13 protein-coding genes and 1 tRNA gene are annotated in these 14,565 nt (G+C 41.1%); 9 read left to right on the plus strand and 5 right to left on the minus strand.

Translation table 11 applies throughout. The features are described from left to right. The first annotated feature begins 159 nt into the window (after nt 1-159). Complete coding sequence (locus NSMS1_RS15470; RefSeq protein WP_224085406.1) at nt 160-1,494, plus strand: hypothetical protein; 1,335 nt, start codon at nt 160-162, stop codon at nt 1,492-1,494. 168 nt (nt 1,495-1,662) lie between these two features. Here the strand turns inward: NSMS1_RS15470 and NSMS1_RS15475 are convergent, their stop codons facing one another. The 4 genes from NSMS1_RS15475 to NSMS1_RS15490 are packed head-to-tail and all read right to left on the minus strand — an operon-like array spanning nt 1,663 to nt 5,050. Next, the gene (locus NSMS1_RS15475; RefSeq protein ID WP_224085407.1) at nt 1,663-2,931 is read right to left on the minus strand and encodes an MFS transporter; all 1,269 of its coding nucleotides are present in this window, start codon (nt 2,929-2,931) and stop codon (nt 1,663-1,665) included. Next, nucleotides 2,891-3,373 (minus strand): MarR family winged helix-turn-helix transcriptional regulator, encoded by a 483-nt coding sequence (locus NSMS1_RS15480; protein ID WP_224085409.1) that lies wholly within the window; start codon nt 3,371-3,373, stop codon nt 2,891-2,893. The genes NSMS1_RS15475 and NSMS1_RS15480 overlap by 41 nt, the downstream gene beginning before the upstream one ends. Nucleotides 3,374-3,393: 20 nt before the next feature. Next, nucleotides 3,394-4,245 (minus strand): ABC transporter permease, encoded by an 852-nt coding sequence (locus NSMS1_RS15485; RefSeq protein ID WP_224085410.1) that lies wholly within the window; start codon nt 4,243-4,245, stop codon nt 3,394-3,396. Continuing rightward, nucleotides 4,202-5,050, minus strand: a complete 849-nt coding sequence (locus NSMS1_RS15490) for an ABC transporter ATP-binding protein (RefSeq protein WP_411908687.1) — start codon at nt 5,048-5,050, stop codon at nt 4,202-4,204. Before NSMS1_RS15490 ends, NSMS1_RS15485 begins: the two co-directional genes overlap by 44 nt. 184 nt (nt 5,051-5,234) lie before the next feature. On the opposite strand from NSMS1_RS15490, the gene NSMS1_RS15495 reads away from it, so the two are divergent. The 7 genes from NSMS1_RS15495 to NSMS1_RS15525 all read left to right on the plus strand — a co-directional run bounded on the left by NSMS1_RS15495 (nt 5,235) and on the right by NSMS1_RS15525 (nt 10,265). Beyond that, the gene (locus NSMS1_RS15495; protein WP_224085414.1) at nt 5,235-6,335 is read left to right on the plus strand and encodes an alpha-hydroxy acid oxidase; all 1,101 of its coding nucleotides are present in this window, start codon (nt 5,235-5,237) and stop codon (nt 6,333-6,335) included. A 110-nt stretch (nt 6,336-6,445) separates the two neighbouring features. Continuing rightward, nucleotides 6,446-6,529: transfer RNA gene (locus tag NSMS1_RS15500), tRNA-Leu, on the plus strand. Between the two features lie 19 nt (nt 6,530-6,548). Then, nucleotides 6,549-6,779 carry a hypothetical protein gene (locus NSMS1_RS15505; RefSeq protein ID WP_224085416.1) on the plus strand — a complete coding sequence of 77 codons (231 nt, stop codon included), beginning with the start codon at nt 6,549-6,551 and terminating at the stop codon, nt 6,777-6,779. Nucleotides 6,780-7,500: 721 nt separating this feature from the next. Then, the gene (locus NSMS1_RS15510; RefSeq protein WP_224085418.1) at nt 7,501-7,968 is read left to right on the plus strand and encodes a hydrocarbon-binding protein; all 468 of its coding nucleotides are present in this window, start codon (nt 7,501-7,503) and stop codon (nt 7,966-7,968) included. Between the two features lie 97 nt (nt 7,969-8,065). Further along, nucleotides 8,066-8,437 carry a roadblock/LC7 domain-containing protein gene (locus NSMS1_RS15515; protein WP_224085420.1) on the plus strand — a complete coding sequence of 124 codons (372 nt, stop codon included), beginning with the start codon at nt 8,066-8,068 and terminating at the stop codon, nt 8,435-8,437. A gap of 160 nt (nt 8,438-8,597) precedes the next feature. Next, a complete protein-coding gene (locus NSMS1_RS15520; protein ID WP_224085421.1) occupies nt 8,598-9,143 on the plus strand; it encodes a GTP-binding protein in 546 nt (181 codons plus the stop codon). 252 nt (nt 9,144-9,395) lie between these two features. Then, nucleotides 9,396-10,265: a DUF4388 domain-containing protein gene (locus NSMS1_RS15525; protein ID WP_224085422.1), complete on the plus strand. Its 870-nt coding sequence runs from the start codon at nt 9,396-9,398 to the stop codon at nt 10,263-10,265. Between the two features lie 106 nt (nt 10,266-10,371). Here the strand turns inward: NSMS1_RS15525 and NSMS1_RS15530 are convergent, their stop codons facing one another. Beyond that, nucleotides 10,372-12,300, minus strand: a complete 1,929-nt coding sequence (locus tag NSMS1_RS15530) for an alpha-amylase family glycosyl hydrolase (RefSeq protein ID WP_224085423.1) — start codon at nt 12,298-12,300, stop codon at nt 10,372-10,374. A gap of 398 nt (nt 12,301-12,698) precedes the next feature. Between NSMS1_RS15530 and treZ the strand changes: the two genes are divergently transcribed. Continuing rightward, complete coding sequence (gene treZ, locus NSMS1_RS15535; protein WP_224085424.1) at nt 12,699-14,516, plus strand: malto-oligosyltrehalose trehalohydrolase; 1,818 nt, start codon at nt 12,699-12,701, stop codon at nt 14,514-14,516. Nucleotides 14,517-14,565: the final 49 nt, after the last annotated feature.

The raw sequence follows: 14,565 nt of genomic DNA on the forward strand, positions 1-14,565 counted from the left end.
CAACAGTGATATAAGTTAGGACATTTTCAAGGCTTTAACTTTATCTGAACTACCTGATCCCAATCTTAAATATTAATAACGACCTCCTTATAACAAGCTTAACCTTGACGTTATAAGATGCTGTGCCATGCCCACAAGTATATGTCACATCAAGGTTATATGAAAATCTTTCGTTTCCCATTATTAGTAGGGTTATGCTTAAGCCTACTTTTATTAGTTACACCCTTACAAGCACAACAGAAGCAATACACGTTAGTCGCAAATGATATTGTTAATAACTCAAACCAAATTGCACCAGGAGCAGGTAATAACGACGCAATTAAAATTGCTCAAAAATCTCCATTAGTGCAGTCAGCCAAAAATTTTTTAGTCAAACAGACTGAACAAATTCAAGACATCAATCTCAGGACAGCAACAAAGGATGCTATTGATAATCCTAAAACTTGTATTACTCATAGAGCTAATTTAACTGATAGCCAAAAGCGTGGAATATTACAACAATTGTTAAATGCAGGGCTAATAAATACCGCCGATGATAGTACCTTCCCTGGCGGACTGATAGCTGGAGTCTTCCCACCAGTACTTAACGATGGTAGCTCTTGTCCTCAACTTCCCCAACCATTTTTCTCCGCACCTGGAAGCGGTAATAATAGTCATCATTCTTATCCCGGCGGACTACCAGTACATGAAGCATTTAATACCCTAAGTAGCCTGAGCTTTGGCAATAACTATCGACTAATCTATGGTCAAACTAGCGCCAGGGGTTTACCAGTTATTAATCCCTACAGCAAATTGAAATCAGACATATTTATCAGTGATGATTTACTACTTGCTGCTCCCATATGGCATGACTGGGCTAAACCAATTGTCTTTCAGTGGGATGCTTCAGGAAACGAGTTCAAGGAACTAAATTTTGGTGGTAATGGCACAACAGATAATTACGGTGCATCAGGTGATTCTAGAACAGGTGGTCATCACATCATTGGTTTAGCAGAATCTATGAAGCGGCGTTTATCCCCTGAATTTGTGATTACTCAAGCTAGCGCCCACTCTGCTCCTACTCTTGGTAACGAGTATAAAGTAGTCAACTGGTTACGTACAGCCGCAATCTTAGCTCAAATTGATCCAGTAGCTCAAGGGTATTTATCTATAGACAATCAGAATCGTTTACGCTTACCTCCTGTACGCCAGCTTAAGAGCTTCGATATTACAAAAACTCAAACAAACTTATTAGCTGAATACGCCCTACATAACCTTTCTGATGCCGATTTTGTACTATCGATTCCGGCTATCACTATCGACCAAGAACTGCTACAACAAGTTGCCCCAGTATTTGGTTATAATCCTACAAACACAACCACTTACATTAAGCAATTTCGTAACCCTGTCCTCAGTTACCTATCCGCCGAACGTTTGTTTATAATTTACGGCAATGAAGGAATTAATGGTGTAATTAACGAAGTTAGTAAGTTAAAGAGACAGAAAATTATCTAATACTAATTCACTGAGAAACCGCAACAAATAATTGTGTAGAAACATTGCCTACAACATATCTACAACAATATATAAATTGCATCTCATGAGAAAACTTTGATAGGTTGCGAGTATTCAGATCCCCGACTTCTTAAAGAAGTCGAGGATCTATAAGCCCTCATAAAATTCCTATTCATTTTCTTGCAGAGAACCTAACTTTGCAATTTCCGGCCAGATGGTAGCGGTGGCAATTACAACTAAGATCGTGCCGATACCGCCACCGACAACAGAAAGTACAGGGCCGAATAAAGCGGCTGTTAAACCAGACTCAAACCCCCCTAACTCATTAGAAGCACTGATAAATACACTATTGACGGCTGCCACTCGACCACGTAAAGTATCAGGGGTTCTAATTTGTACTAATGTGTGACGAATGACAACGCTAATACTGTCTAGTGCGCCACTCAGGGTCAGCATGATTAGCGATAGCCAAAACCACCGCGAAAGTCCAAAGATAATTGTTACGACACCAAAGCCAACCACAGACCACAACAAAGCCGGGCCTGCTTTGCGTAAGGGTGGTAAATAAGCTAATGTGACTGCCATAATAAAAGCGCCGATGGAAGGCGCTGCTCTGAGGTATCCTAATTCCACTGGCCCCACCTGCAAGATATCTTTGGCAAAGACTGGTAATAGTGCAACCGCACCTCCCAACAGAACAGCAAACATATCTAGGGTAATTGCGGCGAAAATTAACTGATTATCCCAGATGAATTTGGCTCCGGCTGCTAGTGCTTGTAAGGAAATGGGTTCTGTGGCACGCTCAACTTTTTTCTCTTTGATGACTGCCATAAAGATAAAGCACATCAAGGCAGCGATCGCAGCTAATATATATACTCCTGTGGCACTACCAAATACGGCAATCCCCAAGCCACCCAAAGCTGGGCCAGCCACGGATGCTAACTGAAAGCTACTACTATTCCAAGTGGCGGCGTTAGTAAAGGCATTCACTGGTATTAACTGCCACATAATCGCATCACTGGCAGGTTTCATAAATGCTCTACCAATGCCAATTAATACCAAGCAGCCGTAGATTAAAAATACTGCTCCTTTAGTATAGGAAAGCACAGCCAAAGCCAAGGAGCAGAGAGTTAATAACATCACTGACAATAATATAGTCAGTTTGCGTGAACGGCGATCGGCTATATCCCCAGAAATTAAAGTGAGGGCAATAATGGGAATAACTTGGGCTAACCCTACACCACCCAGCGCCATTGCTGAGTTCGTGCGTTCGTAGAGTTCCCAGCCAATGGCTACTGTCTGCATTTGTGAGCCTATAGACAGTAGGACACGCCCTAAAGTAAATAGGCGATAATCTCGAAACCTCAAAGCTGCAAAGGGGTCGTGTTGATTAGTCTCAGCGTTTTGGGGGTTGCGGTTCGGTTTGATCAAAGACATTTTTGAGTAAAGCCAATCCTTTTTCAACGTGGGATATTTCCTCGGCTGTTAAACCTTCTAATAAGTCAGCGATTTGGGCGCGTGTTTGGTCTAAGGATTGTTGCAGGACAGATTTCCCCTCCTCAGTGAGCGTCAAAACAATCCGTCTGCGCTCTTGGGGATGGTGAATACGTTGGACTAAATCCCGTTGTACTAGCCTTTCGATGGTGGCAGAGGCGGTGGCGGAGGTAACACCCAAATGGTCGGCTAGGTCAGATAATGAAGCTCCTGGGTTACGATTGAGAAATCCCAGCGATCGCAATTGTGGTATCGATAAAAAAGCGGCTTTGTGCGCTCGCATCTCGGCTCGGATAAACCGCATCACTAACGGTACAGTTTCCATGACTTTAGCGGCACATTCTACGGAAGTTGCACCATCTTGAGAGGGTTTATCGAGCTTCATGAGTATCGTGATTCTCCTAGTTACATTGCTACCCGTGGATAAAGTTTGCCACAGATGAGCGTTAAAACAATTAATGTTACTAAGAGAATTGTACAATCCAGACCAAAGCCATACACGCTTGAACCATGCAGTAACATCGTGCCACGCAAAGCATCGACTTGATAAGTTAAGGGATTGATATGAGAAATAAACTTTAACCAGTCAGGCATGATGGAAACTGGATAAATGGCATTACTGGCGAAAAATAATGGCATAGTTAACAATTGCCCGATTCCCGTCATCCGCTCTCTAGTTTTGGCTAGACAGCCGATAATTAAGGAAAAAGTACAAAAGCAAGCAGCACCCATAAACACCAGCAATAACACTCCCAACATCGCCAAGGGGTGAAAATTTAATTGCACGCCTAATAGAAATGCCAGTACATAAATCACAAACGCCTGTGATAAGCACCTGACTCCACAAGCTATTGACTTGCCTAAAACCATTGCTATACGCGGTGTAGGACTAGCGAGAAATTTGTGGACAATTCCTAAATCTCTTTCCCAAATGAGCGCCATTCCTCCAGTAAAAATGGCTACATTTAAGACACTCTGTGCCAAAATCCCCGCCGACATAAATTCCAAATAGGCTAAGTTTCCTGTAGGAATTTCCCGAATACGTCCGAAAACTTGTCCAAAAATCAACAACCATAATGATGGCTGTACTGACCTAACTACTAAATCTGTGGGGTCGTGACGTAGTTTACGCACTTCCATTTCAGCAATGATCAAAGATTTAGTAATCAACTCTTTAATTGCAGAGGTCAAATTCCGACGGCGTTGTGGTTGCTCAACCCAACCTCTGAGCATCACGTCTGGTTCTGGCTGTGTCACGGTAGTTCACTCCTGATGTTAATTGATTACCTGTGTAGTGAATAAACACATCATCTAAGGTGGCGTTGGGCTTATTCAGGGAAGCTTTTAGGTCACTTGGCGTTCCAGTGGTAACAACAGTACCCTGCTGCATAATTGTTACCCGGTTACATAGACTATCGGCTTCTTCTAAAAAGTGAGTTGTTAAAAATATAGTTGTGTCGTGTTCAACACAGATTTGCTTCACCAGATTCCATACTTGAGTCCGCGCAATGGGATCTAGTCCTACAGTTGGCTCATCAAGAAATAAAATTTTGGGTTGATGCAAAATCGATTGAGCAATTTCCAATTTGCGAATCATCCCGCCAGAGTATGTCAGCACTAAACGATGAGCTGCATCCTGTAAACCCATGAACTCTAGAATCTCACGAATCCGGCGATCGCGTCCTCTTCGGGAAATCTCGTACAGCTTGGCAAAAATTAATAAGTTTTCGTACCCAGTTAAGCTACCATCAGCCGAAAGCGCCTGGGGTACATATCCTAGTATCCGTCTCACTGGTGTCGCTTGATGAGTGACATCATACCCAGCTAAAGTTGCCTTTCCTGCACTCACAGGTAGCAAGGTTGTCAGCATTTTAATTACCGTACTTTTACCTGCTCCATTGGGGCCAAGCAGACCAAATACTTCACCCTGTTGAACAGAGATACTTAAATCATTTACAGCCGTTACCTTACCAAAGCGGCGGGTAAGTCCTTGGGTTTCTAAAATGACGGGTTTAGGGTTGCTTGTAGGCGGTTCCGAATGCTCCGTTGTGCTTGTAAGTATAGCCACAAGTTAGATGCACTCCTTTTATTTAGTTTATCTAAATATTAGTTTCACAATATAAAGCTGCGAAGTCAAGAGTTAAGAGAAAAAATTTGCTTTTGTGCTTTTAAAGAAATATCTAGGGTGAATTATCATCGCCTCCCAAAGCGATTTATGATAACTTGGTTGGATCATAATCACTGCCATGACAGCTATATCCAGTCCCATCAACCTATTTGAATATGAGCAGTTAGCAAAAAACCATCTATCTCAGATGGCTTTTGACTACTACATTAGTGGGGCTGGGGATGAAACTACGCTAAGAGATAACCGTGCAGCTTTTGAGCGAGTCAAACTGCGTCCACGGATGCTAGTTGATGTCAGCCACATTAACCTCTCTACCTGTGTTTTAGGACAGCCTTTGCAATTACCTCTACTCATTGCACCGATGGCGTTTCAATGTTTGGCGCATCCAGAAGGAGAACTAGCCACAGCAATGGCGGCTGCATCGGCTGGGGTAGGTATGGTTTTGAGTACCTTGTCTACCAAAAGTTTAGAAGATGTGGCAGAGGTGGGTAGTAAATTTGACAATCCCTTGCAATGGTTTCAACTTTACATCCATAAAGACCGAGGTTTAACTCGCGCTTTAGTAGAAAAGGCTTATGCAGCAGGTTATAAAGCTTTATGCTTGACTGTAGATGCTCCTGTATTGGGACAAAGAGAACGCGATCGCCACAATCAATTTACCTTACCTTCTGGGCTGCATTTAGCTAATTTAGTTAATATATCCGGGTTAGAAATTCCCTATGAGCAAGGCGAATCGGGATTATTTACTTATTTTGCTCAACAACTAGACCCGGCTTTAACTTGGCGCGATTTGGAATGGTTGCAATCTCTATCTGGGCTACCGTTAGTAGTCAAAGGTATTTTACGCGGTGATGATGCAATCAGGGCTGTAGAGTATGGAGCCAAAGCAATTGTAGTGTCTAATCATGGTGGCAGACAATTAGATAGTGCGATCGCCTCATTAGATGCTTTAAGAGAAATAATCCCAGCCGTCAATGGTAGAGCAGAGGTGTTAGTAGATGGCGGTATTCGTCGGGGTACAGATATTCTCAAAGCTTTAGCTATAGGCGCTCAAGCTGTATTAATCGGCAGACCAATTTTATGGGGGTTAGCAGTAGGCGGACAAGCTGGTGTATCTCATGTCATCTCTTTACTACAAAAAGAGTTAAATGTGGCAATGGCTCTCATGGGCTGTTCTAAACTAGCGGATGTTGATTCTAGTTTTCTTCATTTTCAGTAAGGGGGATGAGGGAGAATAATTATGGACTGTTGACTATAGACTAATGACAAATTTCCCCAAACTCCTTGCAATAAACTAAATGCCTATACTATAATAGTGAAGTTGCCCAAGGGCGGGTGGCGAAACTGGTAGACGCACCACACTCAAAATGTGGCGACCTTGCGGTCATAGGAGTTCGATTCTCCTCCTGCCCACTGTTTACTAGAAAAAAAGATGCGATTAAAAAGATGGGAATCTCCCCGCCGAGAAGGGAGAAACGACAAAGGCAGAGGCGGCTCTGCAAGAAAAAGACAACTTAAAAAGCAAAGACAAATGCTGCGCCAAAAGCTCAAAGAAGCTAACCAGCAAGACAACAAAAAGAATAATCAAAATGGGGGAGATAAACCAATCTTCCCCATTTTTTTCGCTTTTCCTGCGTCAGTGGTCAGTTATAAGTTGTTTTGATTTAGTTCACTATGTTTATTTGGTAGCTTTCCTTTACAAAACTTAAGATAGTGACTATTGACAAAAACCTATTCTCTTGTTTCTGAATTTTATATTGGTTAACACCAATTCTCTCAAATCTAGTGAGCAAGACATAATCAAGTGTTTTGGTTAGCTTGACATCTTCCCACTGCTAATCAGGAGTACCTGATATAGCGGGGGATTCCAAAGATTGATTTAAAACTACTTAACTTTTCTCAAAGCAGATGTTGAGATATACCGAATCAAAAACTATTTTGCCTCTTGAGGCATCTTAGCATTTTAACCTTAGCTATAAACCTCAGAAAATAAACGGAAATCTAGGGAAATTCCTCAATTTTAATAGCAAAAACCACTGATTTTAAGTTGTTACAATTAAATTTATATTTGCAAGAACGACAATATTTAATTTGTAAATTAAAGTAAATTTATTTGCTGATAAGGGTTTTTATAATTAGAGGAAGTCAAGGTTAATTCGCCAAAAGTCATGACCAGTAATAATTGATTATCTTTGATATTTTACTTACGAAATAACTTTTAGTTAAGCTTTATTACATTTTCAACATACCGTAATTACGCGGTTGAATCTTAATATTTTCCTAAACATAATCGAATTGATCAGGAAACTGAATGAGAACAATAAGTTGCAGATAGTTGCACTATTTTGTAACGGTTGTTCACTATAGTTTATCTAGGAAAATATATGCCAAATTTACTGCGACAAGAACTGGGCGATTTTAGTAGTGTTGTTTGTTTTAAGGCAGCAATTGTAGGAATGGAAGAAGCTTTGGGAGAAAAAGCAACAGCCATTGCCTTAACCTCAGCCGGTCGTGCGCGAGGTAAAAAAATAGCTGAAGATTTAGGTTTGACGATAACGACAGATTCCTTAGAAGATATTGCCCATAAATTGGGTCAAGCTGTAGGTAAAGAAGGTACAAGATTATGCCTCATTGACAAAATTTCTATTGATGGCGAGACTGTGAAAGTTTACACCTCAGAAACAGTTTGTTCTGCGGGTGAAGCACCAAATTCAGAACGTAAATGTACCTTTACATTAGGTGCGGTGTGGGGTGCTTTGGAGTATGTCCTCGGAAAACGACTTAAGGGTGTACAAACCGAATCAGTTCTTCGTGGAGGATCTCACGACGTATTTGAGTTTACTCCTTTGTAGAAGATATTTGTCAGTCAATAGAATACGGCTTTTTAGTTGAGATTGTCTCAACACCAAATTTCAAAGTAATTAAACTAGATTGAAAGAGAATACTTAAATGGCAATTAATACAGAAAAAATTAGCAGTATTTTGCAAAACTTTGTTACTGCTACAACTGATGTTCAAGGAGCAGCGCTTGTCACACCTGATGGTCTACCTTTGGCGACAGTATTACCTGGTGGTATGGATGACGAACGGGTATCAGCAATGTCGGCTTCCATGCTTTCTTTAGGTGAGCGCATTGGTATTGAATTATCTAGAGGCAATATTAACCGTCTCTATGTTGAAGGTAATAAGGGTTATGGTATTTTGACTGGCTGCGGTCAAGATGCGGTTTTACTCGTCTTAGCTAGTGAGGCGGCTAAACAGGGGCTATTAATGCTAGAAATCAAGCGTATGCTGTCAGAATTGAAATTAGTTTTAGCATAATTAGCTGTTGAATAAAATTCAATACCAAAAGTAGTAATTTAAATTGTTGTGAAAGAAACTTTCTTCTACAACACAACTTTAAATTACTACTTAAAAACTATTAGATAAAATTAAAATTTTAATATCCATAGTCGGTTTTATTCTCTGAATAGCAAAAAATATGGAAAATATGCGCTTGATTGTAACGGGAACTGTAGGCGCTGGCAAATCCACTTTTATCCGTTCTATAAGTGAAATTGAAGTTGTAGACACGGATACCCGTGCAACTGACGAAACAGCATTACTTAAGACTAAAACTACTGTTGCGTTAGACTTTGGTAGGCTGCAATTTGGAGATGATATGGCACTGCACCTTTATGGGACACCCGGTCAATCTCGTTTTGATTTCATGTGGGACATTTTGATTCGCAAGGCTCATGCTTACATCTTATTGATAGCGGCGCATAGACCTGGAGAATTTCGTCAAGCACGTAAAATTCTCAGCTTTATGAAACAGCGAGTACAGATTCCTATGATTATTGGTATAACTCATACTGACTGTCCTGGAGCTTGGTCTGAAGAAGATGTGTTTATTGCCCTTGGCTATACAAATGAGAGTAGCCGACCTCCTATTATTAGGGTAAACGCAACGCAAAGAGAATCTGTAGCTGAGGCAGTGATTCTACTCGTACAGCAATTGATGCTAAATTGTGCATCTGAAATGTAGCTTGGAAATAAAGTATTTTGAAAATTAAGGATTAAATATTAATCCACTGTATTGTTTAATTTAGGTTAATTAAATGAAGATTATTTTTATTTATTAAATAGTGATTTAACATGAATTTGTTTACTTGTAAGGTAATCACTTATCAGCTTCAGTTTTGATCAAAAATAGAAGAATAAATATTTAAATAAATTCTCAGTTAAAACGATATCTCACTCAGTGTAACAGTTATACTAACTACAAGAAAGGGGAATTATGTCTATTACTGGTAGTTTTGAAGATTTTTCTTTACCTGAATTACTGCAATTTTTAGAACAAGGACAAAAGACAGGGTTACTTTACATCAAGTTTCATCTTGAAGAAGATAAAAATAGTGAAACACAAACTTATTACATCTGGCTACATCAAGGTCGTGTGGTGGCTGCTGCCGATCGCCTAGATAATAAAGGCTTGACTTTAATGATTGCTCAACGGGGGTGGATAAGCGAGCGCGTTATCTCTAGGGTGGTGCAAATTTCTCCTAATTCTCTAAACACACCGTTAGGGCTGTGCCTCAAGACTCAAGGATTGCTACAACCTGAACAATTGAAACAATTATTTAATAGCCAAATACTGCGCCAAATATGCCCCTTATTTGAAATCAAAAACGCTGTATTCAAATTTAATGCAACACTAACGTTACCTTCAGCAGAGATGACTGGACTGAGTATGAGTGGAACTGAAGTCATACTAATGGGTTTGCGATCGCTGCGAAACTGGAGTGCTTTAGCAGACAAACTACCAGATCCTACTTCCAGTTTGTCAAGCTTGATTGCTCAACAACCCCAGATAAAACTTGATGCTCAGGAATGGCAAGTGTGGGAATTTGTCAATGGTCATATTTCGCTAAAAAACATTGCCAATCACTTGAGAGTACCTGTAGAAACTGTGCAGCAAATTGCCTTTCGATTAATCGTGGTCGGTTTGATAGAGGAGCAATTTATACTTGAGACTTCCTCTACATTCACCGTGGAAAAATCTAGTCTGCCAGAAAAAGTAGCAAATATAGTGCCAGAGTTTTCGCAAAAGCCAACTGTTACTCAATCGTTTCTCAAAAACTTAATGGGTTTTTTACGAAGTAAGTAAGTCAAAAAAATTCAGGACTTACGCACCAAGATTGTCTGTTAAGAATAGGTGTAGGGGGCTAAGGATTTTAAACACCTACACCTTCATGCCTAAGTTCTAATATTGGCTAAGATTCTCTCCCCGTTGCCCAAGTATCGCGCCATTTAACTGTGCCTTCTTTCGCCACTACCCAACGACGAGTCATCACATTTTCCCGCAGAGGAGATTGTCCTTCACGCCATAGGGCATATTTATAGCTAATCAGTTTACCTGCGCTTTCATTGAAAGGAATCTCACCAAACCAAGTATTAGAGTTGATGTACTCCAAGGGATAAGCTTTGCTGATATCCCAGTTACCCAACTCTGGACAGTTACCAACAACAACGATGGTTTCACCCGGTTGAGTATGTACGCCATTGAGTTGGGCGCGGACGATGGTTTGTGCTTTTACCCGTTCGCCTACATGGCTGATAATAACTGCTCCCCGTTCTGGCAGTTCTAAATTGTAAATCTTACCGTCTACGACCTCAAACTTATTGCGAGTGAGTACACAGGTATGTTCGCCATCTGGTAAGTCTGTTTGTACTTCTGGGATAGTAACATCTTCACCCCGGTTGAGGGCGACAAAGCACACAGAGGAACGATAACGCCGGACGTAACAGTAAACATCAGGTGTGAGGTATTTTTGCCACTGGCTACCCATAGAGACAGCCGGGTTTAAGCGTCGCACACCAGATAGTAATCTGATAGAGCGGTAAACCTCACTATCTTTATCCCAATTTTCCATCATGGGACGGTTGTAGGGGTCGTTACCGCCGTCAGTATCGTTGTGCAGATATTGTTCTGTGCCGTAATAGATACAGGGGATACCGCGTGATGTCATAATGAGGGCGATCGCTACCTTCAACATCTCAGGATCAGGGTTGAGCGATTGGAAGCGGGGCATATCATGGTTATCGATGAAGGTAATTAACTCTGTAGCCCCACTGTATCGATTATCTTGATCAAATATTTCTTGGATGAGATGGAATCCTCCTTCTGCACCTTGGGCGAGTGCGCCGCGAATGGCTACGCACAAACCAAAATCCAGCATTGTCATACCGGAATTGTTGGCAAATTCTACAGAGCGATCATCACTAGGATGGCTGTAAATCCATTCACCAAATATAAACACATCTGGTTTGTGATTATACATGTCTCCAGTAAACTCTTGCCAGAACCAAATCGGCATATGTTTGACTGTATCTACCCGCAGTGCATCCACACCCCGGTCTAGCCATTGCTTAATTGCAGACTTGATATATTCCCGGTATTCACTATTATTTTCATTAAAAGTTGCTAGGCCGGAAAGTTCACAGTTCTGCACTTGCCAATCATCTTCCCAATTTTGCACTTCACCATAATGGTGATACCAATGATTGACATCATCATTAAAGTCAGCAATCTTTACGCCATCATCATACAATTCGCCTTTGCTACCACTGGTATCAGGACTGCTATGGTTACAAACAATATCCAGAATTAACTTCATATTCCGCTTATGTAATTCTTCAATTAAGCGGTCAAATGTTGTATTTCTTGTTTCTTGAGTGTTGTTTAAAGAAGGGTCTTCATCCTTACCAATGTAGCGAGGATTTAGCCGCTTAAAATCCTTTGTCCAGTAGCCGTGCATAGCGGCATTACCAACAAATAATTCCTCAACCTGTTCAAACAAAGGAGTTAGCCAAAGGGCCGTAACTCCCATATCTTTTAAATAGTCTAATTTCTCAATGATTCCTTGTAAGTCTCCACCCCAATACTTACCCCAATCTTCCCCTTTGGGGTCATAAAGTTCGGGATTATGGCCTTCGCTATTTTCGCGATCGCCATCAAAAAAGCGGTCTACGACAAGAAAATAAATTGTTTCTTGGCGAAATTCTATATCTCTGGTATAGAGAAATTCTAAGTCTATTTCTGTTTCGGTTGAGGGGGTTTCTACTAACGCTTGTACCTCTGCATTAGCATTGTCAACTTTGTATTGTTCTTCGGAAAATAGTGATGGCGGTGTTTGTACCATAATAAAACGCAATTTTTATGCAATATCAACTATGTATAGACGGAAGAACAAAATCTGTCTTGCCGTATTTCTCTAAACAATAAGCATTATCTAGTTAATTTTTTTTCTAGTACATCTATCTTCAGGTAAGTTGTATTCAAAATGAGTGCAAAGATAAAAGGGAGTAAGGGAGTGAGGATATGTGGTGAAGCGATATTCTTCACTTATGGACAGATATGAGGATATAAATCTAACTATTAATACTACTTCTAGCTATTAATAAATATGTCTTTTGGCGCTAGTAAATTATCTGTGATAACCACCATGATTCTATCTGGAGCATTGTTGAAATGTGTGTAATTGATGACATTTATATTTAGCGACTTTTATAAAGAAATTATTTAACAGGAGGATAATACGTGAGAATTGGCGCTCATTATTTAGGTAACGGAGAGTGTGAGTTTACTGTGTGGTCTCCCACATTAAACAGCTTGGCAGTGCAAATTCTCAAGCCAGAGAAGCAGATAATTCCGCTTAAACCTCTGACAGAGGGATATTGGCAAGTAAAGGTAAATGATGTATATCCTGGTACGCTGTATAAATATCAATTAAATGACTATGAAGCCTTTGCTGATCCCGCTTCCCAGTTTCAACCAGAAGGTGTACATGGGCCTTCTCAAGTTGTGGATCATCAATTTGATTGGACTGATACACAATGGACTGGTATTTCTTTGGAGTCGATGATTTTTTATGAACTCCATGTAGGAACATTTTCACCAGAAGGCACTTTTACGGCTATCATTCCCCGTTTACCAGAATTGAGGGAGTTAGGAATTAACGCGATTGAAATTATGCCGATCGCTCAATTTCCTGGCGATGATCATATCCAGCCTGATTTAGCTTATCGCAACTGGGGATATGATGGCGTTTACCTTTATGCAGTGCAAAATTCTTACGGCAGCCCAGCAGATTTAAAGCAATTTGTCAATGCTTGCCATGAAAATGGGATTGCTGTAGTGCTGGATGTGGTTTATAACCACTTTGGCCCGGAAGGAAATTATATGGGTCAGTTTGCACCCTATTTTACTAGAAGATATAAAACACCTTGGGGCAACGCGATGAATTTCGATGATGCTTATAGTCAAGGTGTGAGGAATTATTTTATTGAAAATGCGCTTTATTGGTTGGGAGAGTTTCATATAGATGCGTTGCGGCTGGATGCGGTGCAAGCAATTTATGATTTAGGTGCAAAGCATTTCTTATGGGAATTAGCGGAAAATGTGCATAAATTCTCGCAAGGTGGGACATGGAAACGCCATTTAATCGCGGAAAGTGACATGAATAACCCCCAAATTGTGCGTCCGCCAGAATTGGGTGGTTATGGAATTGATGCACAGTGGAGTGATGATTTTCACCACGCATTACACGCACTATTAACAGGCGATCGCTTGGGTTATTATCAAGATTTCGGTAATTGTGCGGATTTAGCTAAGGCTTACCAAGATACTTTTGTTTATGATTGGCGGTATGCTCCCCATCGTAACCGATTTCATGGCATCTCTTGCCGCGATCGCCCCTTGTCTCAGTTCTCGGTATGTATCCAAAATCACGACCAAATTGGTAATCAGATGAAGGGGGAACGCTTAGGCGAGCGAATTTCCTTTGCAGGGTTGAAATTAGCGGCTGGTGCTGTTTTGTTATCGCCTTACTTACCGTTGTTGTTTATGGGTGAAGAATATGGCGAAACTGCACCTTTTATATATTTTGTTAGTCATTCAGACCGTGATTTGATTCAGGCGGTACGTGCTGGGCGTAAGGAAGAGTTTGAGCCGTTTCACTATGCGGAAGATCCACCAGATCCTGAAGCGGCGGAGACGTTTTTGCGGTGTAAGCTGAACTGGGAATTGCGTCACCAAGGACAGCATCAGGAATTGTGGAACTGGTATCGTCAGTTAATACATTTACGCAAGACTCATCCGGCGTTGTTGAATTTTGAACGCGACAGTATTGAGGCTACTAGTGATGAGGAGAAGAAGGTTGTTGTGGTACGGCGTTGGTGTGAGTCGAGTCAGGTGATATTGGCGATGAGTTTTAATTCTGCGGCTGTGGGGGTGAGTTTACCTGTTCAGCAGGAGGCGCGGAAGTTGTTGGACTCTGGTTCTGAGGCGGCTGAGGTTTTGTCTGTTGGGGAGGAGGTTGTTTTGCAGCCTTTGAGTTTGGTTTTGTATGAGGTTTGAGAGAGGTTTTTAAACGCGGAGGTGCGCGGAGGTTAGCGCAGAGGTTCGC

It is taken from the genome of Nostoc sp. MS1, from assembly GCF_019976755.1.
Lineage (GTDB): Bacteria > Cyanobacteriota > Cyanobacteriia > Cyanobacteriales > Nostocaceae > Trichormus.

Bases quoted from the DNA above. Each gene is read 5' to 3' on its own strand.
- NSMS1_RS15510 (WP_224085418.1), top strand. From the start codon at position 7,501: ATGCCAAATTTACTGCGACAAGAACTGGGCGATTTTAGTAGTGTTGTT.
- NSMS1_RS15520 (WP_224085421.1), top strand. From the start codon at position 8,598: ATGGAAAATATGCGCTTGATTGTAACGGGAACTGTAGGCGCTGGCAAA.
- NSMS1_RS15515 (WP_224085420.1), top strand. From the start codon at position 8,066: ATGGCAATTAATACAGAAAAAATTAGCAGTATTTTGCAAAACTTTGTT.
- NSMS1_RS15480 (WP_224085409.1), bottom strand. From the start codon at position 3,373: ATGAAGCTCGATAAACCCTCTCAAGATGGTGCAACTTCCGTAGAATGT.
- NSMS1_RS15530 (WP_224085423.1), bottom strand. From the start codon at position 12,300: ATGGTACAAACACCGCCATCACTATTTTCCGAAGAACAATACAAAGTT.
- NSMS1_RS15475 (WP_224085407.1), bottom strand. From the start codon at position 2,931: ATGTCTTTGATCAAACCGAACCGCAACCCCCAAAACGCTGAGACTAAT.
- NSMS1_RS15470 (WP_224085406.1), top strand. From the start codon at position 160: ATGAAAATCTTTCGTTTCCCATTATTAGTAGGGTTATGCTTAAGCCTA.
- NSMS1_RS15505 (WP_224085416.1), top strand. From the start codon at position 6,549: ATGCGATTAAAAAGATGGGAATCTCCCCGCCGAGAAGGGAGAAACGAC.
- NSMS1_RS15495 (WP_224085414.1), top strand. From the start codon at position 5,235: ATGACAGCTATATCCAGTCCCATCAACCTATTTGAATATGAGCAGTTA.
- NSMS1_RS15525 (WP_224085422.1), top strand. From the start codon at position 9,396: ATGTCTATTACTGGTAGTTTTGAAGATTTTTCTTTACCTGAATTACTG.